The organism is Marinobacter sp. ANT_B65, assembly GCF_002407605.1.
Classification (GTDB): Bacteria; Pseudomonadota; Gammaproteobacteria; order Pseudomonadales; family Oleiphilaceae; genus Marinobacter.
The window spans coordinates 869,758-893,589 of sequence record NZ_NXGV01000001.1 but is presented as its reverse complement, the minus strand read 5'-3'; the positions used below and the strand labels follow the sequence as shown (position 1 = coordinate 893,589).

At 53.5% G+C, this 23,832-nt stretch carries 23 protein-coding genes; 10 read left to right on the top strand and 13 right to left on the bottom strand.

What is annotated here, in order from left to right; translation table 11 throughout:
* Positions 1–84 precede the first annotated feature (84 nt).
* The 9 genes from CPA50_RS04245 (at position 85) to CPA50_RS04205 (ending at position 8,699) form a co-directional block, all read left to right on the top strand.
* The gene (locus CPA50_RS04245) at positions 85–960 is read left to right on the top strand and encodes a prepilin peptidase (protein WP_096781212.1); all 876 of its coding nucleotides are present in this window, start codon (positions 85–87) and stop codon (positions 958–960) included.
* A gap of 8 nt (positions 961–968) precedes the next feature.
* Positions 969–1,568, top strand: a complete 600-nt coding sequence (gene coaE, locus CPA50_RS04240; RefSeq protein ID WP_096781211.1) for a dephospho-CoA kinase — start codon at positions 969–971, stop codon at positions 1,566–1,568.
* The gene (locus CPA50_RS04235) at positions 1,540–2,661 is read left to right on the top strand and encodes a hypothetical protein (protein ID WP_096781210.1); all 1,122 of its coding nucleotides are present in this window, start codon (positions 1,540–1,542) and stop codon (positions 2,659–2,661) included. Before coaE ends, CPA50_RS04235 begins: the two co-directional genes overlap by 29 nt.
* Before the next feature lie 26 nt (positions 2,662–2,687).
* Positions 2,688–3,431 carry a tRNA (N6-threonylcarbamoyladenosine(37)-N6)-methyltransferase TrmO gene (gene tsaA, locus CPA50_RS04230; protein WP_096781209.1) on the top strand — a complete coding sequence of 248 codons (744 nt, stop codon included), beginning with the start codon at positions 2,688–2,690 and terminating at the stop codon, positions 3,429–3,431.
* Between the two features lie 42 nt (positions 3,432–3,473).
* The gene (locus CPA50_RS04225; protein WP_096781208.1) at positions 3,474–5,834 is read left to right on the top strand and encodes a response regulator; all 2,361 of its coding nucleotides are present in this window, start codon (positions 3,474–3,476) and stop codon (positions 5,832–5,834) included.
* A 56-nt stretch (positions 5,835–5,890) separates the two neighbouring features.
* Positions 5,891–6,079, top strand: a complete 189-nt coding sequence (gene yacG / locus CPA50_RS04220; RefSeq protein ID WP_096781207.1) for a DNA gyrase inhibitor YacG — start codon at positions 5,891–5,893, stop codon at positions 6,077–6,079.
* A gap of 124 nt (positions 6,080–6,203) precedes the next feature.
* Positions 6,204–6,764, top strand: coding sequence for a YfaZ family outer membrane protein (locus CPA50_RS04215; protein ID WP_096781206.1), 561 nt, complete (start codon positions 6,204–6,206; stop codon positions 6,762–6,764).
* 68 nt (positions 6,765–6,832) lie between these two features.
* Complete coding sequence (locus CPA50_RS04210) at positions 6,833–7,756, top strand: glucosaminidase domain-containing protein (protein WP_096781205.1); 924 nt, start codon at positions 6,833–6,835, stop codon at positions 7,754–7,756.
* A 37-nt stretch (positions 7,757–7,793) separates the two neighbouring features.
* Positions 7,794–8,699, top strand: coding sequence for an acyltransferase (locus CPA50_RS04205; RefSeq protein ID WP_096781204.1), 906 nt, complete (start codon positions 7,794–7,796; stop codon positions 8,697–8,699).
* A 23-nt stretch (positions 8,700–8,722) separates the two neighbouring features.
* On the opposite strand, the gene CPA50_RS04200 is transcribed toward CPA50_RS04205, so the two are convergent.
* From CPA50_RS04200 to zapE, 4 genes are all read right to left on the bottom strand, one after another.
* Positions 8,723–11,410 (bottom strand): LuxR C-terminal-related transcriptional regulator, encoded by a 2,688-nt coding sequence (locus CPA50_RS04200; protein WP_096781203.1) that lies wholly within the window; start codon positions 11,408–11,410, stop codon positions 8,723–8,725.
* 163 nt (positions 11,411–11,573) lie between these two features.
* Positions 11,574–12,935 carry a DUF1329 domain-containing protein gene (locus CPA50_RS04195; RefSeq protein ID WP_096781202.1) on the bottom strand — a complete coding sequence of 454 codons (1,362 nt, stop codon included), beginning with the start codon at positions 12,933–12,935 and terminating at the stop codon, positions 11,574–11,576.
* A gap of 33 nt (positions 12,936–12,968) precedes the next feature.
* Positions 12,969–14,819: a DUF1302 domain-containing protein gene (locus CPA50_RS04190; protein ID WP_096781201.1), complete on the bottom strand. Its 1,851-nt coding sequence runs from the start codon at positions 14,817–14,819 to the stop codon at positions 12,969–12,971.
* A 257-nt stretch (positions 14,820–15,076) separates the two neighbouring features.
* Positions 15,077–16,210 carry a cell division protein ZapE gene (gene zapE / locus CPA50_RS04185; protein ID WP_096781200.1) on the bottom strand — a complete coding sequence of 378 codons (1,134 nt, stop codon included), beginning with the start codon at positions 16,208–16,210 and terminating at the stop codon, positions 15,077–15,079.
* 196 nt (positions 16,211–16,406) lie between these two features.
* Here zapE and CPA50_RS04180 point away from each other — a divergent pair, with 196 nt between their 5' ends.
* Positions 16,407–16,835: a YhcB family protein gene (locus CPA50_RS04180; protein ID WP_096781199.1), complete on the top strand. Its 429-nt coding sequence runs from the start codon at positions 16,407–16,409 to the stop codon at positions 16,833–16,835.
* Here the strand turns inward: CPA50_RS04180 and CPA50_RS04175 are convergent, their stop codons facing one another.
* The 9 genes from CPA50_RS04175 to mlaD form a co-directional block, all read right to left on the bottom strand.
* On the bottom strand, positions 16,836–17,579 hold the full coding sequence (locus CPA50_RS04175; protein WP_096781198.1) for a Nif3-like dinuclear metal center hexameric protein: 744 nt from the start codon (positions 17,577–17,579) through the stop codon (positions 16,836–16,838).
* A 168-nt stretch (positions 17,580–17,747) separates the two neighbouring features.
* Positions 17,748–18,800 (bottom strand): histidinol-phosphate transaminase, encoded by a 1,053-nt coding sequence (gene hisC / locus CPA50_RS04170; RefSeq protein WP_096781197.1) that lies wholly within the window; start codon positions 18,798–18,800, stop codon positions 17,748–17,750.
* Positions 18,793–20,103 carry a histidinol dehydrogenase gene (hisD, locus tag CPA50_RS04165; RefSeq protein WP_096781196.1) on the bottom strand — a complete coding sequence of 437 codons (1,311 nt, stop codon included), beginning with the start codon at positions 20,101–20,103 and terminating at the stop codon, positions 18,793–18,795. The genes hisC and hisD overlap by 8 nt, the downstream gene beginning before the upstream one ends.
* A gap of 29 nt (positions 20,104–20,132) precedes the next feature.
* Complete coding sequence (gene hisG, locus CPA50_RS04160; RefSeq protein WP_096781195.1) at positions 20,133–20,771, bottom strand: ATP phosphoribosyltransferase; 639 nt, start codon at positions 20,769–20,771, stop codon at positions 20,133–20,135.
* 29 nt (positions 20,772–20,800) lie between these two features.
* On the bottom strand, positions 20,801–22,063 hold the full coding sequence (gene murA / locus CPA50_RS04155; RefSeq protein ID WP_096781194.1) for a UDP-N-acetylglucosamine 1-carboxyvinyltransferase: 1,263 nt from the start codon (positions 22,061–22,063) through the stop codon (positions 20,801–20,803).
* A 28-nt stretch (positions 22,064–22,091) separates the two neighbouring features.
* Entirely contained in the window at positions 22,092–22,334 is a 243-nt protein-coding gene (locus CPA50_RS04150) for a BolA family protein (RefSeq protein ID WP_096781193.1), read from the bottom strand.
* Positions 22,335–22,360: 26 nt separating this feature from the next.
* On the bottom strand, positions 22,361–22,669 hold the full coding sequence (locus tag CPA50_RS04145) for a lipid asymmetry maintenance protein MlaB (RefSeq protein WP_096781192.1): 309 nt from the start codon (positions 22,667–22,669) through the stop codon (positions 22,361–22,363).
* A complete protein-coding gene (locus tag CPA50_RS04140; protein ID WP_096782324.1) occupies positions 22,666–23,277 on the bottom strand; it encodes a phospholipid-binding protein MlaC in 612 nt (203 codons plus the stop codon). Before CPA50_RS04140 ends, CPA50_RS04145 begins: the two co-directional genes overlap by 4 nt.
* A gap of 79 nt (positions 23,278–23,356) precedes the next feature.
* Positions 23,357–23,806 (bottom strand): outer membrane lipid asymmetry maintenance protein MlaD, encoded by a 450-nt coding sequence (gene mlaD, locus CPA50_RS04135; RefSeq protein WP_096781191.1) that lies wholly within the window; start codon positions 23,804–23,806, stop codon positions 23,357–23,359.
* Positions 23,807–23,832 lie beyond the last annotated feature (26 nt).

Genomic DNA, 23,832 nt, shown 5'->3' with positions numbered 1-23,832 from the left:
GCCGGAGGCCATCGCACCCTTCGCCCCACCCCTTCTCCGGAAGGTGTGGGGCGGAACACAAGAGAATCACTTAGAGCTTTTTGAATGTCCACATTAAACATCTTCCTCTCAACTCCCTGGCTCCTGTACCTTTTCGTTATATTTGTATCTCTCTGCATAGGCAGCTTTCTGAATGTCGTCATTCTCCGGCTGCCGAAAATGATGCATCAGGACTGGCGTTGTCAGTGCGAGGCGTTCCTGGAAATCCCGGAAGCCCAGCACAAGCAGGAAGAGCCTGTAACGCTTTCAACCCCTGCTTCCACCTGTCCCACTTGCGGCCATAAAATCCGGGCATGGGAAAATATTCCGGTTATCAGCTATCTGATTCTTGGCGGGAAGTGTAGCGGTTGCAAATCGCACATTTCGATCCGCTATCCGGTGATTGAGGCGTTAACAGCCCTGTTTTCCGTAATCACCCTGATGATCGGCGGCGCTTCCGGGACAACGTTACTGACCCTGCTGCTGGTATGGGCGCTGATCGCGCTGACGGTGATCGACTTCGATACCCAGCTCCTCCCGGACAGCATCACCCTGCCCTTGATGTGGCTCGGGCTTGTTCTGAGTTATTTCGGGTATCTGGGTGATTTTAACAGCGCTTTCCTTGGCGCTGTTCTTGGTTACCTTTCCCTTTGGTCTGTTTACTGGCTGTTCAAGCTGGCAACCGGCAAAGAGGGGATGGGGCACGGCGACTTCAAGCTGCTGGCGGCCTTAGGTGCATGGCTGGGCTGGGAACTTTTGCCGGCTATAATCCTGTTATCATCCGCAGTGGGTGCTGTTGTGGGCATCAGCCTGATGCTGTTTAAAAAGCATGGGCGCGAAGTACCTATTCCCTTCGGGCCTTATCTGGCTGCTGCAGGCTTGTTAAGCTTATGGTTTGGCAGTGAGATCCAGGAAATCTGGTACGGGCTGTTAGGAGTTTGACACATCAAATGAATATTATCGGACTTACAGGCGGAATAGGGTCTGGTAAATCCACAATCGTGCGACAGTTCGGTGATCATGGCGTCCACTGGGTGGACGCAGATGATGTGGCCCGCGAAGTCGTAGAGCCGGGAATGCCCGCATTGGCGGCTATAGCCGACCACTTCGGGCAGGACATTCTCACGCCAGAAGGAGCTCTCGACAGGGCACGTCTCCGGCATATTATATTTGAACAACCAGAGCAACGGGCCTGGCTCGAAAGCCTGTTACATCCGATCATCCGTGAAGAGCTGATCCGCCAGCTTCATCCCGCAGACTATACTTTGCCTTATGTACTGTTAGTGTCGCCCCTGCTGCTGGAGACAGACCAGCACAAACTGGTTGATAAGGTACTGGTGGTGGATGTTCCGGTGGATATACAGATTGCCCGCACCATGGCACGGGATACGAATTCCCGGGAACAGGTGGAACGGATCATTGCCGCCCAGATGCCCCGCGAACAACGTATCGCAAAAGCGCATGCCATTGTTGATAACAGCCAACCCACAGAAAAAGTTGCTGCCGAGGTTCGCGCATTACATGAAAAATTCATGGTGGACTTTGGCTAAGCATTCCCACAGGAAAAATCGTGCTGCTTTAGCCTGGATCACAGCGGCGTCATTTCTTTTTATCAGTGTAAACAGTTACGGCATAGAGCCTGTATTCAAGGTTCGGGAACACTCTATACCGGATACTCTGGCCCCTGCAAAGCTGCCGCTTTCCTTCTATACGTTTGAGCCAGATGAGTACTGGGCGGAGCCTGATGATTCTTACTGGCTCGGTTTCAGCAACTTCATTCTGCGCCAGGAGCGTATCCAGGGGCCGAAAGTTCAGTCCCTTGGGCAGTGGGCAGACAGAACCCTCTCCGGCGAGATCCATGACCTCCCCAATAACGAGAGCTACTTGCGCCTTGGCTTTGCCACCGAATCGGAATACGGCGACCCGGCGCAATTCGAGCCGGAAGTCCGGTTCCGGCTCGATATACCAACCACAAAACGCAAACTGCGCCTGGTAATAGAAAGCGAAAGCGACGAGCTGATTCCCCTGGAGGAACGCCAGCGCGACCGCCAGCTTACAGAGACAGACCGTACCACAGGGACAACAACGGGTGCCTTTCGATATCTCTCACAGATCGGAGACGCCATTAACCTGTCAAACGACATAGGTGCCCGCCTCCACTTTCCTCCCGATGCGTTCTGGCGGGCTACAGCGGAGAAACGCTGGAAAGCAGATTCAGACTGGGTATTGCGGGTTCAGCAGCGCTTCTACTATTACCATCAGGATGGCTGGGGTGCCCGCACCTGGTTCCGGGCTGGCAGGGATGTAGGCAATGGCTGGCATTTCTGGTCTTCTTCCGAGCTGGAATGGGTGCACAGCGACAGCGAATTTGTTGCGTCACAGATTTTCAGCACCAGCAAACGTCTGGATAATCGCTCAACCCTGACTCCACGCATAGGTGTGCTCGGTGAGAGCAAACCAGGCTGGCGGACCACGTCGGCGTTTGCAGACCTTACCTGGCGTTACAGGCTCCACAGCGACTGGCTGTTTGCTGAGCTAATCCCTGCTTTAACTTTTCCGAGAGAGGAGAGTTTTAAAGATCAGGGCTCAGTTCTTTTTCGCGTAGAAATGTTTTTCGCCGGTAACATTAACCGGAACTTCTAACCCCCGAAGAGTATAAATCAGGACCAATGGCCAGACACCCCTCTATTCCGGCAGGCGAAGCTCTGACTTTGACCCCCATAGCGATCACACGATCCTGTTTCAAAGACAAGTTCGGGGTTCCCCGCCAACCAGGGCTTACCCGCTATGCAAGAGCCGACCTGATTGTCCAGCCGCCTTATGATCGGGATGAGGCATTCCGCGGTCTGGAAACTGCCAGCCACCTCTGGCTGATATTCCAGTTTCACGAAGCGGTTCGGGCCGAATGGCGGCCAGTGGTCCGCCCTCCCCGCCTGGGAGGCAACAGGAAAATGGGCGTATTCGCCAGTCGGTCACCCTTCCGCCCCAACAGCCTCGGGCTATCTGTAGTTCGTAATGAGGGGATTGAACGTAAAGATGGCCAACTGAAGCTGAAGATCAGAGATCATGACCTCATCGATGGAACGCCGATTCTGGACATCAAGCCTTATCTGCCATTTGCAGATTCAGTGCCGGACGCCGGGCTGGGCTGGGCTGAAACGCCCCCCACTGAGCGCCTTGGTGTTAGTTTTCTGCCTGAAGCCGAGGCTCAACTCGCCAGCCTGCCTCCTGAGCAGTATCCGGACCTGAAACTGCTGATTACCGATGTTGTAAGCTATGATCCCCGTCCCTCTTTCCGCAGAGGCCGTGATGAAGAGCGTATTTATGGTGCGCATCTTTATGATCTGAACGTGCGATTCCGGTTTGTGAACGATCACTTACAGAAAAGTGTCGAAGTGCTGACGGTCTGTTAGACTTCGTTGATGATTTAGTAGTCAAAACAGGGAATTCGTGCATTGCCTTCCAATCGAATGTTCACGCGCACAGGTATTCGGCCGCTCGCCATGCGGCTGCTTGCTTATGTTCTGATGTTCAGCCTCATGATTTCTCTGGTGGCCACAGGCATACAGATGATCGGCGAGTTTGACCGCCGCAAGGCAGATCTCCAGGAAACCCAGAAACGCGCCGCCGGGCTTGTTTCCGGCGCTATGAGCAACAACATCTGGCTGATGAATTTCAGCGAGGTGGCAAACAGCCTGGATGACATGCGTACGGTTGACGCCATTGATTACGCCAGCGTTACGACCTCTTCCGGGGAACAGTTCACCACTGGCATCCATCCAGAAGGGCGGGTTATTTCACAAACCTTCCCTCTGATATTCAGTAGAGACTCGTTTAATGGCCCAAAGGAGATGGGCTCCCTGACAATTACATCGTCAGTGGAGCAGGTTTATTCCGAACTTCGTAATGGCGCCCTGATCAACCTGCTGTTCCAGTCGATTGTGGTGATGCTGGGGACACTGGGGCTGGTTATCATTGTTCGCCTTACCCTTTCCCGTCACCTGGAATCCATGGCAGATTATGCCGCCCGGCTGAATCTGGACGCGCTAGTGGAGCCGCTGCGACTGAAGCGCAAACCACCCCGTACACCCGATGAACTTTCGGAGCTCGAGCATGCACTGAACAAGATGCGGCTTCAGATTCTGGAAGACACCCGGTCCCTCCGGCAAACCACTATTCAATCCCAGGGTGAACGGGATGAGGCAATACGGGCTAACCGCGCAAAGAACCAGTTTCTCGCCAATGTAAGCCATGAACTACGAACACCTCTGCAGTCCGTTCTCGGCTATGCAAACCTGCTGACAGACACCCCCCTGGATCAGGAGCAAAGTGAATACGTACACACCCTGCTCAAAGCGTCAGAAGGCCTCTCAGCCATCATCAACGACCTGCTGGACATTTCCAGCATGGAAGCTGAAAAACTTGTACTTGAAGACATACCTTTCGATCTGAGAGAAACCCTGAACGATCTGGTGCACATGCTGGGAGACCGCGCACGGGAAAAAGGTCTGGCACTGGAGTTACGTATTGATGAGGAGCTGCCCTGGGCCTTGCGTGGTGACCCTGTCCGGATCCGGCAGGTTTTACTGAACCTGGTTTCCAACGCCATAAAGTTTACCGATTCCGGGCATGTGCTGATCAGCATCGAGGTTCTGGGGCGCCGGGATGAGAAGGTCCGGCTGCGTCTGGCGGTTGAAGACACAGGCATTGGCATCAACCCGGAAGATATTCCTCTGGTATATGAGCCATATGTACAGCTGGGCCAGAGATTCCAGCGCCAGTTCCCCGGTGCCGGGCTTGGGCTGACCATTTGCCGGCAGCTTGTCAGCCTTATGCAGGGATCTCTGGATCTGGAAAGCCAGCCCGGTGAAGGTTCAACGTTCTGGGTGGAGCTGACGTTGCCGGCAGTACCGGATAGCGCTTCCCGCCTGCGCCCGGACACGCGCCTGGTGAAAGGCAAGCGCATACTGGTCGCCGATTCCTACGAACTGTCCCGCAAGATTACCCTGGAAATGCTGTCGCGCCATGAGGTTCACATTGAGGCAGTCAAATCCGCAGGTGAGGCTCTTACGTCGTTGCGGCTGGCCTTTGACAGTCAGGAGCCATTTGACGCCATTATTCTTGATGGTTTCCTGCCGAATATGGATAGCGACCTGCTGTGCCGCCAGATTCGTGGCAACCCCTTATGGGCCGATATGCGCCTGCTGATTCTCTCATCCAATCCCCAGCGCGGAGATGCGGAGCATTTCCGGCAGGCGGGAGCAGATGCTTTTCTCAGCAAATCCCTGCGGGAATCCTGCCTGACGCCGATTCTCAACCAGCTCTTTGAGGATGCCACAAAAGACGAACGGTGCTTTCTCACCCGGTTTTCCCTGCAAAGCAGCAACGATACAGAAAAACGCCGCGAACTCACCTCACGCCGCATGAAGGTGCTGCTGGTAGAGGATAATCCGGTAAACCGCACACTAACCCGCAGGCTACTGGAAAAGCTGGGATGCGATGTGATGACGGCAAATGATGGCGAGGCAGCGTCAAGCCTGTGGCAGTGGCATCCATTCGACCTGATATTCATGGACTGTGTAATGCCCAGAGTTGACGGCTTTGAGGCTACCCGGCGTTTGCGGGAGTGGGAGAAATCACATAAGCGAGCACGGGTTCCTGTGGTAGCTCTTACCGCCAGCGCAATGGAAGAGGATGAGGAACGTTGTCGCCAGGCCGGCATGGACTCATTTGTTGCCAAGCCTGTCAATATTGAAATGCTGCGGTCAGTACTGGAACAATACGCTCATGGAGCTCCCGCTAAAGCCCCTGTATAACGTCGCTAAGCAAGCAGCGGTTAGCGCAAACATAAAACATGATTTGAAAGGTTCTCATGAACGTAGAATGCCCCACATGCAAAAAAACCATAGAATGGACAAATGCCAACCCTTTTCGACCATTCTGCTCAGAACGCTGCAAGCTGATTGATCTTGGAGCCTGGGCCAACGAGGAATACCGGGTTCCTGCAGAAAATGCGTTTCCGGATGACCTTGATCAGGGTGGCGAAACAACGCATCACTGAATGCTACGGGCACACCTGTACCGGCTTACAAAGGACTTACACGCTTGTAAGTTGTGGTGCCCATGCCAGCCCGCTACCATTCGCCCACAATTAATACCTGCACCGCAATCAAGAAGGTAAAAGAATGAAAGTATCCCGTATTTCTGTATTGGTTCTTTCTCTCGCTGCTGCTCCAGCGTTCGCCAGCGACGTGGATTTGAGCCTGACCAGCGATTCCGTAAAAGGACAGGTAAATTTCTTCGGCACCAACAATGACCTTCAGCTTGGTGCCGGTTACACCTATCATGAAGGTAGCCGCCACATTGGCAACGTGGATTTTCACGCTCAGGGGCGCACTGCGCTTGGCAACCTGCCCACTACCGCCGGTATAGGCATGCGCGCCATAGGGTGGGATGACGACCACGTTGATGGCGGCGCAGTGGCCCTGGGCGGCTTTGCCACAGTTAATGTCCCCGATGTTCCGGGCCTGTCATTCACTGGCGGCCTGCATTACGCCCCCCGAATCCTTTCATTTGGAGATTCGGAAGAGCTGACCAGCCTTGAGCTACGTGCCAGCTACAGGGTTATCCGCAATGCGGAAGTGTTTGCCGGTTACCGGTACCTGAACACCGAGCTTGACGCTCCATACCAGGGTGACATAAACCTTGACGAAGGTATTATTGCCGGTATGAAGATTTTCTTCTAAGGCCGTTTAGCCGGCTTTTCCGGGTGCCCGGAAAAGCCGGGCACTGACAGGTAATGAAGAGAGGATCTATGTCTGCCGCAATACGCTCGCTAATGTTGGCAGTTCCGTTGATTGCTTTTGCAATCGGCGGGGGGCTTTATGTGCCTTCAGAGTATTCAGAAAATGATAATAATACCGGATCTGAGCCCGCCTTGAGCGCGCTGCCTCCCCTGCCCTCCTGGGCCCTGGAGGATCTGCCGGATTTCTCTGGTTATCAGGATGCCACTGAAAGGAAAGTTGCCTTTTTTTCCTTTTTGTATCCACGCATTGTGCTTGCCAACTCCCGCATCCTCATTGAACGGGATTATCTGGATAGCCTCGTCACGAAAGATACGCTATCGAAAAAAGAATACTTCTGGCTCGAAGCCCAGTCAAAACGCTTACGGGTCGAAGAAGAACACGGCAGCCCCGAGCAGTTTTCCCTGCTGAGAAAGCGTCTGGATATTATCCCTCCCTCACTGATTCTGGCCCAGGCCGCCAATGAATCAGCCTGGGGAACGTCGCGATTTGCTCTTCGCGGCAACAACCTGTTTGGCCAGTGGTGTTTCTCCAAAGGCTGCGGCCTGGTACCTCTGAGCCGTATAGACGGCGCCAGCCATGAAGTGGCCACCTTCGCATCGCCATACCACTCTGTGCGGGCCTACATCCAGAACCTGAACCGACATGCCAGCTATCAGGGGTTGCGTAACACCCGCCTTGATGACAGAGAAACCGGCGAGCCGCTTTCAGGGCTCGCCCTTGCCCGCGGATTAATCAGTTACTCAGAACGCGGCGAAGAATATGTTAATGAAATTCGCTCGATGATCCGTTATAACAACCTGGAATTCTACGACACTGAATTCCGCAAAATTTTAAGCGATCGCAGCCCATCGCACCTGAAGGATCTGGCATCGGCGAAAACCGAACAGGCCCTTTTGCCAGGCCAGAGCATTGGTGCTTCGGCCGAAGGCTGATCTCCGATTAACCCCTGATAACCTGAGACATTCCCGCATGCTTGATTTTCTGCCTGCGCCGCTGAAGGGAACCCTGGCGGCTCTGTGTTTACTGCTCAACACCCTCGTGTTGTTCCCGTTTCTGTTGCTGTTTGCATTACTCAAGCTTGTGCTCCCGGTAACCCCTATCCGCAAAGCCTGCACCGTCGTGCTGAACAATATTGCCCGCCTGTGGATAGGGGTAAACAATACGGTTATGAATACTTTCCACAAGCTGGACTGGGATATCCGGGGAGCTGAACAACTCAGCCACGAGCAATGGTATTTCATTACCTGTAACCATCAGAGTTGGGCGGATATTCCGGTGATACAATACGTGCTCAACAGCCGCGTGCCCTTGCTGAAATTTTTCCTCAAAAAGGAGCTTATCTGGGTTCCCTTGCTGGGAATCGCCTGGTGGGCACTGGACTTTCCCTTTATGCACCGCCACACCAAAGAGCAGATTGCCCGTAAACCGGAACTGAAAGGCAAAGACATCGCCGCCACCCAGGCAGCCTGTGAAAAATTCCGCTATACACCTGTGACCATTTTTAATTTCATGGAGGGAACCCGCTTTACTGACGCCAAGCACCAGCGCCAGAACTCACCATACAAGCACCTCCTCAAGCCTAAGGCAGGTGGCACTGCTTTTGTTCTGGGTGCCATGGGCGAGATGCTGCATACCATGCTGGATGTAACAATTGTTTATCCGGAGAAGAATCCTATTGGCATCTGGGATTATCTGAGCGGGAGGATTCGCAGAATTGTGATTGATATCCAGATACGGGAGATTCCCGAACAGTTTCTTGGAATGGATTATGAGAACAGCCGGGAAACCCGTGTGGAATTCCAACGCTGGGTGAGCGAGATCTGGAAAGAGAAAGACGCCCGCATCGAACGAATCAAAAGCGAGCATCAGGCCTGATTCAGTGATACGCCTTTTGCGCTTTACAGCAGCCCCAACTCCCGGGCACGAACCGTCGCCTGGGTACGGGAGCGCACCTCCAGCTTGGCGTTTATTCGCCGGGCGTGAGTTTTAACCGTGTGCAGCGAAATGTGCAGCGTGTCGGCAATCTCCTGATTCGACAATCCTTTGGCGATTAACTCAAGCACACCCTGCTCACGGTCACTGATAGGCTCTGCGAGTATCGCAGGCATTGTTCCTGACGCTATACCGAACAACTTGCCCAACACACTCCTGAATGGTGTGTCAGGCAACTGGCTGAATGCTTTCTCCATCAGGTCCTTAAGCTCAAGCTTCAGTTCTGAAAATGGACTTATGAAGTGTTCTTTCTCGGCCTCGGAGACTACCGCTGCAATGATTTTCTGCGCAGCTGGCAAGCCCTTTTCTTCACTGACGAGTATGGCTTCCAGCAGCCGTATGTGAATATCCACGCCCCATGGAATAGCCTCATTATGCCGCTTGCGCGTGTTTGTTAGGGTTTCACGGGCTTTTACGGTTTCCCCCCGGGCCAGATCCAGCCGGATCTGAAGGCAGTCCAGCAACCCCGGCATCATAGGGAAGAGCTCCGGCACGCAGCCGGCTTCCCGGTATGGCCGCAGTTTTGCAAGTGCCTGGGCCACACTTTCGAGCTGATTCAGAGCCAGCCAGCAACTGGCTTTCAGTGCTTCCAGCACTGGCACGTAGAGCGATTCATCTACCTGCCAGGTGTGCATGGTGCGCTCAGCCCTTCCGATCCAGACAAATGCGTCTTCCAGACGGCCCTGAGAGCGGCACATCAGTACCCGGATAGCCATAACCAACAATAGCCCGAGATCCCGGGTCTGCTCCGCATGGCGACCACAGGTCATCAGCAGCCGGTCCGCCTCTGCATCGCGGCCCTGGTGCCAGAGCACGAGCACCAGGTTTAACTGGAGCCGAGTTTCTCCGATGCGGGCGGGCCGTGTCAGCTCCTGCACCACTGTATCCAGACCGGTTCGAAGCAGCTGTTCCGCATGTTTGAGAGCGCCTTTACCCAACTCAATCCGGGCATGGGCGTATACCGCCAGGGCTTCTGAACCTGAATCACCCGCTTCTCTGGCCAGCCGGGCCGCAATGCGGTTGGCTTCCCGGGCTTCGGTAAAGCGCCCGGAGGCACACAAGGCGCTGGAACGAACCATCTGTGTGACCAATTGCCCCTGAGTTGAAAGCTCCCGCCCGGAGAGAGCACGTTCGGCCAGCTCCAGAGCCGGCGCTACCTGTCCTTCGCCGCGCAGGATAAATGCTCTCAGGGCGCATATCCGAGTTTCATGCTCTTGCCGGCTGTTTTCATCCATGCCATCAATCAGAGCCTGTGCCTGCCGGAACTGACCACCAATAGCATGTACCCAGCTATAAACAATTCTCAATCTGGGACTGCGCTCGAGTAGCGGTACCGGAAGGCTTTTGCGTAAGCGCAGCAGAGATGCCGTATCCTGCCCCAGCAACAATGCTTCGGAACCCTCTGATGCAATACGGATTACCTCTTCTGCATCACCAGCCAGCAATGAGTACTTCAGAGCTTCAGGAAACTGGTTGCGGCTGCCAAACCAACGGCTCGCTGCCAGCATTCTGTCGGCATAACCCGCCATCACCGGGGATTTCAGCCATTCCATTAACAGCGGATTGAGACGATACCAACGCCCCCAGCCCGGCATGGCCTTGACCGGCAAACCTCGCTCACAGGCTTCGGATGGCAGCATAACGCCATCTGGAATCAGAGGTTCAAGTGACAGGACCAGTTCATCAGAACAAAGCCCGAGCTCAGATATAACTCTCAGAGAACGTATCTGGCCTGGCGCGAGGCTGCCCAGCACCGATTCCTTCAGAAACCGGTCAACACCCGGGGTTTCTGCAACAGTGTATCTTTCCGGGCTTTGCAGGATATCCCTGCGATAAAGCGCCAGCGGCGTAGGCCAGCCTTCCGTCAGGTCGTACAGGTGATCAATTGCGACACTGGTTAACTGCTGATCACCAAGAATGTCCCTGAAAAATTCAAATGTTTCACTTCGGCTGAATTCCAGCTTTTCGGTACCTATGCGGCTAAACCGGTTTTCGAGCTCCAGCGCGTGGGTTTCATATGGCAACGATTGCCTGGAAAGCATAACAATCGAAAAATGAGCAGGTATGTCAGCGACCAACTGTTGCAGCAACGCAATGACCGCCGGGTTTGTAATATGGTGCAAACCATCGAGAACCAGAACAGAGTGTTTCTCCACTGGCTTTTTTTTCAGCTCCATCAGCATGATTGCAAGGGCATCAGGAAATGTAGCGCCGCCTTGCAGACTGCTTTCAGAAGATTCTGGAAAATCCAGCGCTACAGACAGCAGGCTGAGAACCCGGGTGGGAGCGTTATCCTGGGAGTTCAGTAACAGCCAGCGGACATTTTCATCTGAAATTCCTGCTGCCTGGACCCCCATTGCAACTGTATGGGTCTTTCCGTACCCACAGGGCGCTTCAACGAAAGTCACACCCCGTGGTGTTAACGCCTCCGCAATTAAAGCATCCAGATGCGGGCGCACCAATGAATGCGCCGGAACAACAGGTGCCTGAAGTCTTTGTTTCAGCAGGTCTCTTACGAGTTCGCCCCGCTTAAGCCCACTGTTTGCTGATTGGAACTCGTCATTGGCTGCATAGCCATCATGGAATGATTTCACAGACCGCCCCGAATACGCCTTTAGTATAATAGTGAGGTTAAACCAATTAAGGGGCTGGCTGCAAAGTTTTGACGTGAAAGGCGTTTATCCGGCGGCAGTTTATTATCACGGAAACAGAAACGGCAGGTCCAGGCCCGCCGTTTCTGAAGATCAACATACCCGTTTAGCGGGTTCCGGCTCTCCGCAAAGCAGCCGGGGTGTAATCCCTTGACTGGCGCTGAACGCCAAACTGGTATGGATCAACTTCCTCGTTTGTCAGGCCCAGTACCAGATAGCGACCAGACAGAAGGTCATACAGGGTTTCTACCGCATACCAGGGGACAATCTGGTCATAGAACTGCATGGAGTGTGCTTCTGCTACACGCCAGAGTTCACCACGGCCATCATAGTGATCGACAACCGATGCCTGCCAGGTATCTTCATCAATGTAGAAGTCACGCTGAGCATAGATATGACGCTCACCTTCTTTCAGAGTTGCCCGCACATGCCACACACGGTGAAGTTCGTAACGGGCGTAATCCTGATTGATATGGCCTGGTTTGATGATCTGGTCGTAACTCAGATTGCGGTCAACCAGCTTGTAGGAATTGTATGGAATATACATTTCCTTCTTGCCAAGCAGCTCCCAGTTATAGCGGTCAGGAGCACCGTTGAACATATCGAAGTTATCTGAGGTACGCATGCCATCGGATGCGGTACCTGGTCCATCGTATGCCACCTGAGGGGCACGGCGAACGCGACGTTGACCCGCATTGTAAACCCATGCCCGGCGAGGCTCTGTTACCTGATCAATTGTCTCATGCACCAGCAACACGTTGCCGGCCAGACGGGCAGGAGCGGTAATAGCCTGTTTGAAGTAGAAGAGTACGTTAGTGTCCTCACCCTCGCTGTAGTCTTCCAGGTAACTGCGCCAGCTCAGCTCGTCCTGAAATTTGACGATGGAATAGGCCCCATTCGCCGTTGGAGTTGCCTGTCCTACGTTACGCTGTACAGAGCCTCCACGATAGCGGGTGATGTGGTTCCAGATTACCTCAATGCCATTCTGTGGAATCGGGAATGGAGTTGCGTTCTGGTAGTTGGCCAGACCGTTACCGTCTTTGATCAATTCGGTACCAGTGGCATTCCTGACCGTCTCGTCCATGATGTCTTTCGGGTAGGCCGAGGAACGGTGCGTTTCGTATACAGGCAGCACGTAGGTTGGATACTGCTTGATCATTGCAACCTGCCCTGGCGACAGATGGTCTGCGTATTCCGCGACATTGCTTTGATCAATGGTGAACTTTGGCGTCTCACCCGGGAACGGATTTACATAGATGCCATCACCTTTGTAACCCGCAGGCGGAGTTGTAATCCCGCCAGTCCATTCAGGGATAGCTCCGCCGTTACCGGCTTTTTCAGCTCCCATCGGGGTCAGAGTATCACCCAGCCTGGCTGCCTCTTCGGCAGATACCGCACCCCAGGCCTGACCTGCAACAAGACTCGCCGCCAGAATGCCCGTGGCCAGTATTTTTTTGTTTAGTTTCATTTACGTTACCTCGTTAAACGAATTCTTGGCGGTTCAGAATGAATAAGAAACGCTGGCAGTTACGTAATCACGGTCCGTCAACTCGTTATACGGCTTGCCACCGAAAAAGTTGGTGTAACCGATATTGCCGGTAATTCTGTTCTGGTAGACCGCCTCAAGAGATAAACCAAGCGCCTTGCTACCTTCATTGAACGCTCCGCCAGGCTGTGGGCTATAACCTTCCACATCATGACTCCAGGCCAGTTGAGGCGACAGGTTTATACCGGCAAATGCGTTGGGGTAGCTCCATACCAGGCGGGAACGATAGCCCCAGGAGAAATCTGTTGTAAACCCGTCGTTGGTGCAGTTCCGGGCGTTGATGTTGACGCCTGCCGCACACACATCAACGATGGTCCCGCCCGCATTCGTTGGCAGAGTCCCGAGACCGAAGGTACCTGAACGACCATAGCGGGCCTCATCCAGACCTGGCAGGTCGTGAATGTAGGTTGCGCCAAATTCCGTGATCAGAGACAGGCGGCTTGCACCCATTACCTGATCGAAGAACTTGATTAGCGTGAACTGTGCCTGGGACACACCGAAACGGTCGTTACCGGACACTCTGGAACCCGGAGCAAGAGCTCCTCCCGCTTCTGCGATACGCTGCTGTTCCAGCTTACTTACCGGGCTGCCATCAATCGGGTTAGCAAGCTGAATACCACCATAGATCAGCTCAAAAGCGTTCCATTGCAGTGGCACATTGTCACGATAGGAGTATTCAGCCCCCAGAGACCAGCCGCCCGCAGTGTTGGTGTTGATACTGATTCCGTACAGATTGATATTCTCCGGGTATTCAATGAAATACGACGGAAAGGGGTTGCTGGAATCTTTTATGGTGCCACTCACATACGGCAAACGGCTGTTGTACTTGATGTAATAGAAACCCAGCTCGGAATCATTCAGGGCCGGCACATACCAGCGCATGGCAATACCAAACTGATCTTTCGAGTCTGCCTCTACATCACCCAGTCTTGGCGCTATAAAACCCTGAGAATAAGCCTGTGAATCTGGCAACTGCCCGGCCAGAAGTACCGGACCACAACCATCCCCGGCAAAATCGTTGGTGGAGAAGAAGGTTCCGCAGTCATCCGGACGAACCGGAGCCCAGTCGGTCTGGACGAAGGCTTCCAGCGTGACATTTTCGGTAACACCTGCCGACATATAGAACATTTCAACCGGCAAAAGGGCGTCTTTCAACTCTGAGCCCGGAGCCCGGAACGCCGGCACATCCACCGGGTTGATTGTATTTATCCCGCCCTGAATAAAGGTGCTCTCACCCCAACTCAGAACCTGCTGACCGTAACGAACACTCAGGGGAACATCACCCAGATACCAGTCAGTAAATACATAGGCATCCAGTATTTCACCGCCGGAAGCATTGCCTTTTACGTCGCTGTTCAATTCGCGGCGCTGCCCTACATCATCAACAGCGCGACTCTCATCTTTCAATTCAAAATCATACCAGTAACGGCCCCGAACCAATGCCCCAACCCTGGTAAGCATGTCGCCATCGACATCGTAGTTAAGGAAAAGCTCACTGTTGCCTTTGACGATTTTGGAGTAGGTATCTCCCTTGTCAAAGTTCAGGTTGCCATCATCGTAGTTGTTGGTGGAGGAACCCTGGGTAGTATTGGCATATTGAGGCCCCAGGTTGCCCTGGGCGATCAGACGCTTGTCCTGATCTGAAACCCTCCAGCCTACACCCGCAGAGAGCGTCGTATTGAACTGGGCCTCAACATCTCCGAGGTAAAAAGAATATGCAGATGCGTGACCAGACATACCGGCCGCCACTGCCACAGCAAGCGGTAATCTTGTCCAACGCTGCCATTGATGTTTTTTTCTTGTCATTGGAAGGCTACTCCATTGTTGTTCTGAGTCGCTGCTCTGATTATTGGTATTCACGATGTATTGGAGGCTTCATGCACAGTGCTCGTGATGTAGGCACTATAGCTAACGCTGTCCAGCGCTTTGATCAGTCAAAAGTATGATTTTGCTCTCACTACCCGCTCACCCCCCCGATCGATGCCGGGTTTACTCGCTCAGAACCACTATAGACAACAATTCCGGATGCAACCACTTTGCTTTTGATGGTTTTTTTATGCTCCCTAGGGCCTGTGCGGAGCCTCAAGATATTCTTGCGACTGCATTTCCAGAAGCCGCGATTCTGTGCGCTCAAACTCGAAGTTGAGACGACCACCGGAATACAGCTCCGTTATAGGGACAGCTGCTGAAATAATAACTTTCACATTGCGGTCATAGAACTCATCGATCATATTCACGAACCTGCGTGACTGGTCGTCCTTGTCTCCTCCCAGCACCGGTACATTACTGATAATAATCGCGTGAAACTGGCGCGCCATTTCAATGTAATCGTTCTGGCTGCGGGGCCCGTCGCACACATCCTTGAAATCGAACCAGACTACGTCATCGGCATGGGCCTGTGCCGGAATCTTGCGGCCATTGATTTCCATGGATTTACTGTGTTTACCGGCCTCAAGTGCCAGTGCGTCAAAACTCTTGCGCAGAGATGCATCTGCCTGCTCACCCAGAGGTGAATAATAGAGTTCAGCCTGCTCCAGACTCCGCAAACGATAGTCAACACCACCATCCACATTCACTACATCGGTATATTTTTTTACAAGCGCTATAGCCGGCAGGAACCGCGCCCGTTGCAAACCATCCTTGTACAGGCCGTCAGGAACAATATTGGAGGTACACACCAGGGTAACGCCACGCCTGAACAGCCCCTCCATAAGGGTCGCAAGAATCATTGCGTCGCCGATGTCTGATACAAAGAATTCGTCAAAACAGATTACCCGGGTCTCATCGGCGAATTTTTTCGCCACCAGATCCAGCGGATTCTTTTCGCCTTTGAAATTTTTAAGTTCCTGATGAACCCGCTGCATGAAACGGTGAAAATGCACGCGCATCTTCCGTTTAAAGGGCAGAGACTCAAAAAAGGTATCCATCAGGTAGGTCTTGCCACGGCCAACCCCGCCCCAGAAATACAGGCCGCTTACAGGCTCTTCCTTTCCCTTTTTCAACTTGCGCCGCAATTTGGCCAATGCTTTTCCGCGTTCGCTTTCCGCGTCCACCAGTTTGTCGTAAAGTGTCTGAAGACGCTGAACGGCATCAGCCTGCGCGGCATCCCTGTGAAAATCCGGGCGCTCAAGATCCGCTTGGTAGCGCTGCCAGGGGGTTGGGAGTGCATTCGTTTCAGAAGGCATAGAAGCTGTCATCAGGGAATCCCAGGGTCTGATCGTTGATTTCGGGGCGGCGCATTATCGCTTATTTACGGTTTTTTCGCCACGCTGACCGGCTGACAGAGCAATACGACGATAGGCGCAGCACGCAAGCATGGGCTGATGAGGCTGTGAGCGTTATACTGGCCCACACGGATTGGTTCACTTTTCAGGCAACAGGACGACACAGCATATGACAAACCTGATTCTGGCAGCGATTGCCGCACTGATTGTTGGCATTGTCATCGGAGCACTTGTAGGCCGCTCGGGGCAGGGGTCCTCTCTCCGGCAACGCCGTGCGGAACAGAAAGTGGAGGAGCTGCGCAACGAGTATACCCGTTACCAGGCCCAGGTGAACGAGCACTTTATGGAGTCGGCCCACTTGCTGCGCCGGTTTAATGATGCGTACCGCGATGTGAATCAGCACATGGCTCGTGGCGCAAACCGCTTGTGTAATGATGAAGACTGGATGGCCGAACTGGCAGAAGAAACATCCCGCAAGCGCCTGGAGGAAGTCAGCGAGGATGGCGTGGAACCACCAAGGGACTACGCCCCCAAGACTTCCGGGACACTGTCTGAGGACTTTGGACTCAAAAAAGGTGACAAGGCTGCTGAGGCCTGATCATACCGGGTTATCGCAATCGATAAACCGGTGTATGACGCCAAACTCATTTTCCAATGCATCACCGACTGCCTTCACCCCGTAACGCTCCGTTGCGTGGTGGCCTGCAGAGTAATAGTGTATACCGCACTCTCTGGCCGTGTGGGTAGTCGGTTCAGAAATTTCACCACTGATGTACGCATCCAGGCCGGCGTCAACCGCCGTATTGATAAACCCTTGCGCAGCGCCGGTGCACCACCCTACCTTTCTGATATTCGCTTTCCCGTCGCCAACTCTCAAGGGTTCACGGTGAAGCGCTCCGGCAATGAGTACCCCTAACTGTTCGGGGCTCATTGCTTCCTGAAGTTCACCTTCCCACACCAAACCGTTTAACGGGCGCGGGCTCTGTATACCAAGAACGTCGGCTAGCTGACGGTTATTGCCGTATATGGGGTGGTCGTCCAGAGGGAGGTGATAAGCAACCAGATTTATATCGTTATCCAGAAGCAGCTTGAGACGATCGCGTTTCATACCCTGGATGCGCTGGTCTTCGCCTTTCCAGAAATACCCGTGGTGAACAATTACCATATCGGCATTGGCGGCAATGGCCGCTTCGATTAATGCGCGGGAGGCGGTCACACCAGTGATGATGGTTTTTACGTCGCCCTTGCCTTCAACCTGCAGTCCATTCGGGCAATAGTCCTGAAAGTTTTCGGGCTGCAGCCACTCATTCAGCTTCGCAAGAATACTGTCGCGATGAGCCATTTGCGTTTCCCTCCTGACAAAACCTGTACTTCGGAGTTACCGGCTTGCGGGAAGAAGCGTTCCGGGAACCGCTACGAGCACATCCATGTGCGCTTGTCTCCGGCCGTCCATGGCCTCCGACATTCCCGGAACGCTTCTTCCCGCAAGCCTCTCTCGGACTTCGATTGGTTACAAAGACTCAAGCCCGGCAATCAACGCATCATTCTGGTCAGGAGTACCAATGGTAATCCTCAAAAAATCGCTGATCCTGGGCTTGTTGAAGTGGCGAACGATAATGCCCTGCTCCCTGAGCGCCTTCGCCAGGCTTTCACCAGACTTCTCTCTATGACGGGCAAAAACAAAGTTGGCTTTTGAGGGCAAAACTTCAAAGTTCAGACCTTTCAGACTTTCTGTCACGCGCTCCCGCTCAGAAATCACGCCTTTACAGGACTTCTGGAACCAGGCTTCGTCTTCATAAGCGGCTTTTGCGCCTGCCTGTGCAAGCCTGTCCAGCGGGTAGCTGTTAAAGCTGTCTTTAACACGGTTAAGGGCTTCAATCAGATCCGGGTGACCAATGGCAAACCCCACGCGAAGACCAGCCAGTGAACGGGCTTTGGAGAGTGTCTGGCAAACCAGAAGATTAGGATATCTATCCACAAGGGATATAGCAGTTTCGCCACCGAAGTCTATGTAGGCCTCATCAACCACTACAACACGGTCCGGATTAGCCCGGAGGATCGACTCTATGTGTTCAAGCTCCAAACAACGACCAGTGGGCGCATTGGGGTTCGGAAAGATGATTCCGCCATTTGGCTGCCTGTAGTCTTCCGGATTAATCTCAAAACTGTCCGTGAGAGGAACCGTTTTGCCTTCAATGTTGTAGAGGCCACAGTAAACCGGATAGAAGCTATAGGTTACGTCCGGGAACAGAACAGGCTCGCCGTGCTGGAACAAGGCGTGAAAAATGTGGGCCAGAACCTCATCCGAGCCGTTGCCCAGGAAAACCTGCTCAGGCCTTACGCTGTGGTAGTCGGCCAGAGTCTTGCGCAGACTTTCCCCTTCCGGATCCGGGTAGAGGCGGAGGTTATCGTTGAGCTCTGCCTGTATGGCCTCTATGACTTTTGGTGAGGGGCCGAACGGATTTTCGTTGGTATTCAGCTTCACCAGATTGGCCATTTTGGGCTGCTCGCCCGGCACGTAGGGAACCAGACTGCTGACCAAGGGGCTCCAGAACTTACTCATCGCTTTTAATCCTGTATTCAGCTGAACGTGCGTGAGCTGTTAACCCTTCGCCTCTCGCAAGAACCGATGCAACGCGCCCCATCCGGTCAGCACCCCGGGCACTGAAACCTATAATAGAAGACCGCTTCTGGAAGTCGTAGACGCCCAATGGGGATGAGAAGCGGGCCGTTCCGCTGGTAGGCAGCACGTGATTCGGACCAGCGCAGTAGTCACCCAGAGCTTCGGCTGTATATCGCCCCATAAAAATGGCGCCAGCGTGGCGGATTTCTTTCAGCAGGGTTTCCGGGTCTTCAACCGACAACTCCAGGTGTTCCGGAGCTATGCGGTTCGAAACCTTAGCGGCCTCGCTGAGATCGGCAACCTGGATCAGTGCTGCCCGGTCGGCCATGGAGGTGCGGATAATGTCGGCGCGCTCCATGGTTGGCAGTAGCTTGTTAATGCTTGCCTCGACGGCGTCAAGGAAACCCGCATCGGGACTGACAAGGATGGACTGAGCCTGTTCGTCATGCTCGGCCTGGGAAAACAGATCCATAGCAATCCAGTCCGGGTCAGTCCTGCCGTCGCAAATCACCAGAATTTCCGACGGCCCGGCGATCATGTCTATACCCACAGTACCAAAGACTTCACGTTTTGCTGTGGCCACAAAGATGTTGCCAGGGCCAACAATTTTATCGACTGCAGGGATGGTTTCTGTGCCATAAGCAAGTGCACCGACAGCCTGAGCACCACCTATAGTAAACACTCGATCAACACCCGCAATAGCGGCAGCGGCCAGCACCAGATCGTTCACAACCCCATCCGGGGTGGGAACCACCATAATGACCTCTCTGACACCGGCAACTTTCGCCGGGATGGCGTTCATCAGAACCGATGATGGATAAGCCGCTTTCCCGCCAGGCACGTACAGGCCTGCACGATCCAGTGGTGTTACTTTCTGGCCCAGTACTGTGCCGTCCTCATCCTGGTACTGCCAGGATTTCTGATTCTGTCGTTCGTGATAATCGCGAACACGGGCGGCCGCGTGCTCAAGAGCTACGCGCTGATCCTCCGGAATGGATTTCAGCGCCTGCTGCAAACGGCTCTGGCTCATTTCCAGTTCCGCAACACTGGAGACGTCCAGACGATCAAATTTTTCCGTAAATTCCAGTACCGCCCGGTCGCCCCCGGTTTTCACTTCGTGCAGGATATGACGCACCGTCTCGTTCACCTGATGATCAACGCTGTCATCCCATGCCAGCAATGTGGCCAGTGTACTGTCAAAGTCACTTCGGGAAGCGTTCAATCGTTTGATGTTAACGGTCATTTCTCACGTCCTGCTTTGGGTTACGAACTTTATCTGCGTTTTTCGACGGCAGCCGCCATCTTCTCAATGATGGGGTTAATGCGCTCGTGCTTCATTTTCATGGATGCCCTGTTCACTACCAGCCGCGTACTGATGTCATCAATCAGTTCCCGCGCTTCAAGGCCGTTGGCCTTCAAGGTATTACCGGTATCCACGATATCAACAATCTCATCCGCCAGCCCGAGAATCGGCGCCAGCTCCATAGCACCATAAAGCTTGATGATATCTGCCTGGCGCCCCTGCGCTGCGTAATACCTGCGAGCCATGTTAACAAACTTGGTTGCTACACGGATGCGCCCGGCTGGCGGGGTTTCACCCTTGGGGCCCGCCGTCATAAGGCGGCAACGGGCGATATTCAGATCCAGCGGCTCGTATAACCCTTCTCCGCCGTGTTCCATCAGTACATCCTTGCCCGTCACACCCAGATCAGCACCACCATACTGAACATAGGTCGGAACATCCGTCGCGCGGATAACAAGTACCCTTACATTCGGATCCGTCGTGGGAAACACCAGCTTACGGGATTTCTTGATATCGTCTATCAGCTCAATCCCGGCTTCCGCCAGCAGTGGCAAGGTTTCGTCCAGGATTCGCCCTTTCGACAAGGCGATAGTAATGAAGTCTGTCATGCGTCCTTCCGGTTTCCCGTTTGTGTCTGTCACGCTGGCAGGCGGCGGATACTCGCGCCAAGCAACTGCAGTTTCTCTTCAATACACTCGTAGCCACGGTCGATATGGTAGATACGATCAATAATAGTGTCGCCGTCCGCCACCAGGCCTGCGATAACCAGACTGGCGGACGCCCGAAGGTCGGTAGCCATAACAGGAGCACCGGTCAGGTGATCAACGCCTTTGATCATCGCGGCGTTGCCTTCCAGGGATATATCGGCACCCATACGGGTTAATTCCTGCAGGTGCATGAAGCGGTTCTCGAACACAGTCTCGATTATGGTACCAGTACCTTCTGCTACAGCATTCATAGCAGCAAACTGAGCCTGCATATCCGTCGGGAAAGCCGGGTAAGGCGCTGTTCGGATACTGACTGCTTTCGGGCGCCGGCCCTTCATATCCAGCTCAATCCAGTCGGGCCCCGAAGTGATATGGGCGCCCGCTTCTTCAAGTTTGAGCAGCACGGCGTCGAGAAGGTCCGCACGAGTATCTTTCAGCTTTACCCTGCCGCCGGTCGCAGCTGCCGCAACCAGATAAGTACCAGTTTCAATACGGTCTGGCAGCACGTTGTAATGGCAGCCGTGCAGGCGTTCAACACCCTCAATGACAATGGTCGATGTACCCTGCCCGGTGATGTTCGCCCCCATGGCAATCAGGCACTCGGCCAGATCCACAACTTCCGGCTCACGGGCGGCATTTTCGAGAATGGTTTGACCGTCCGCCAGGGTTGCAGCCATCAACAGGTTTTCAGTGCCGGTTACCGTCACGACGTCCATGAAGATGTGCGCGCCTTTCAGACGCCCGTTGGTTTTCGCCCGGATGTAGCCGTTTTCTACCTTGATATCCGCGCCCATTTGCTCAAGGCCCTGAATATGCAGATTTACCGGACGGCTACCGATAGCACAGCCTCCTGGCAGAGACACTTCTGCCTCGCCAAAATGAGCAACCAGTGGCCCAAGCACCAGAATGGATGCGCGCATGGTTTTAACCAGCTCGTATGGCGCATGGAAGTGCTTGATGGTGTTGGCGTGAATTTCAACGCTCATTTTCTCATCAATCATCAATTCCACACCCATGCGACCCAGAAGCTCGATCATGGTTGTAACGTCGTGCAAATGCGGCAGGTTGCCTATGGTAACCGGCTCATCCGCAAGCAACGTTGCCGCAAGAATCGGAAGGGCCGCGTTTTTTGCACCGGAAATCCGGATTTCTCCGTCCAGAGGCTTGCGGCCCCGGATCAAAAGTTTGTCCACAATAGTAGTCCTGTCGTGTGCGAGCAGTTCAGCCCTGGCGCGCAGCCCATTCAGCCGGTGTAAAGGCTTTGGGGTGAAGGGCATGAATAGTGCCATCCATAACTTTCTGGAAGAGCGCTTTATTGATCAGTTGCTGCCGTTTAATGGTCGACAGGCCTTCGAAAACATCACCTATAACTACCACCATATAATGGCTACCGTCGATCTGTACTTGCACCTCACATTCGGGCAGTGCTTCTTTGACCAACTCGGTGACTTCGGTGGCGTCCATAGTAAATCCTCGGATATTTTTTAAAATCAGGAGCGGGATTGTAACCAATCCTCAAGGTTGCTCAAAGCGGCAAGAGATATGAGACGGGCAGGTGCATCCCTGAAAGACAGCGAAAGGCCCTGTTTTTCAGCCAGCCGACTCCAACACAGGAGCATGGAGAGGGCGACGCTGTGGGTCGTGGACAAGCCTTTGAGATCAACCACAAGGCTTCCACTGGCTGATGTAATCAGCCTCTCGCCCTCTGCCCGAAGCGGTATAACGGAACGGGTGTCAATTGGACCGGAGACCATGAGCACACCGTCCTGCAGCTGAACATCCGGAGCTTCAACGCTCATGAGTTGTTCACTTCCTCTTCCAGGTTGAAGGATTTTACTGCATCACTCCATCCTTCGATCACAACCTGAACCTGCCCTCGACTGGCTTCCATTTCCTGGGTGAAACGATCCCGGAATGAAAGGCCAATGTTGACCCCTTCAACAATTACATTTTCCATCATCCAGCTGCCACCTTCCTTCCGGTACATGGAATAGGTAACTGAATGGCGGTTGCCAGAAGCAGTAATCACCTCCATAGCCACAGAGGCACGGTTATCGTCCTGTGGATTGATGGAGGCATCATTGACCTTGATACTGAAATCTTCTGCACTTACCAAAGCCTGCGCGTAGCTGTCAAAAAGACTGCGTTTGAATTTCACCACAAACGCATTCCGCTGTTCCGGGCTTGCCTGGCGTGCATAGCGCCCCATCACCCGGGCAGCGATCCGGCGAAAATCAACAAAACCCTCCAGTGCATTATCCATATTCCGGTAAAAAGCTTCAGGATCCTGCTCATAGAGCCCGCGCTCAGCATTAAGTTGTTCTACCAGTCGCTGCGTGTTGTCATCGACATATTGCAACAAGTCATCTTCCGGGCTCGCATGAACCGATGCCACGCAAAAGGCCATCAGTGTCAGGGCCAGAAAATATTGTTGTGTTAACGCAATCACCTGATTTCTCATGTTCTTTCTCTCTCACAAAACAGACTCATTTGCCAGATGCAAAATTGCTGATAAGTCGTTCAATGTTCATGGCCGACTGAGTGGAATAAAACGTGTCGCCTGGTTTGAGCGATTCCATTTCGCCGCCAATGGATATGTCAATGTACTGTTCCCCCAGCAAGCCGGATGTACGTATTACTGCAGCGCTGTCTGCAGGAATGTTGTCCACATCGCCGTGTATGGACATGGCAACCCGGGCCTGAAAGGTTTCCTTGTTCAGGGTAACCGAATCGATGGTACCCACCGTCACTCCTGCCATAGACACTCTGCCCCGGGGCGTGATACCACCAGTGTCATTAAAATCCGCATAAACGGTATAGGTACTTTTAGCCGACTTCGGTGACAGACCACTTACCTGCAACGCAAGAAAAAGCAGTGCAGCCAACCCGGCGAGCATAAACAGGCCAACTGTAATATCGGTTGTTCTTTGTTTCATTACCGGCTCCCGGTGTTATCTCGTCA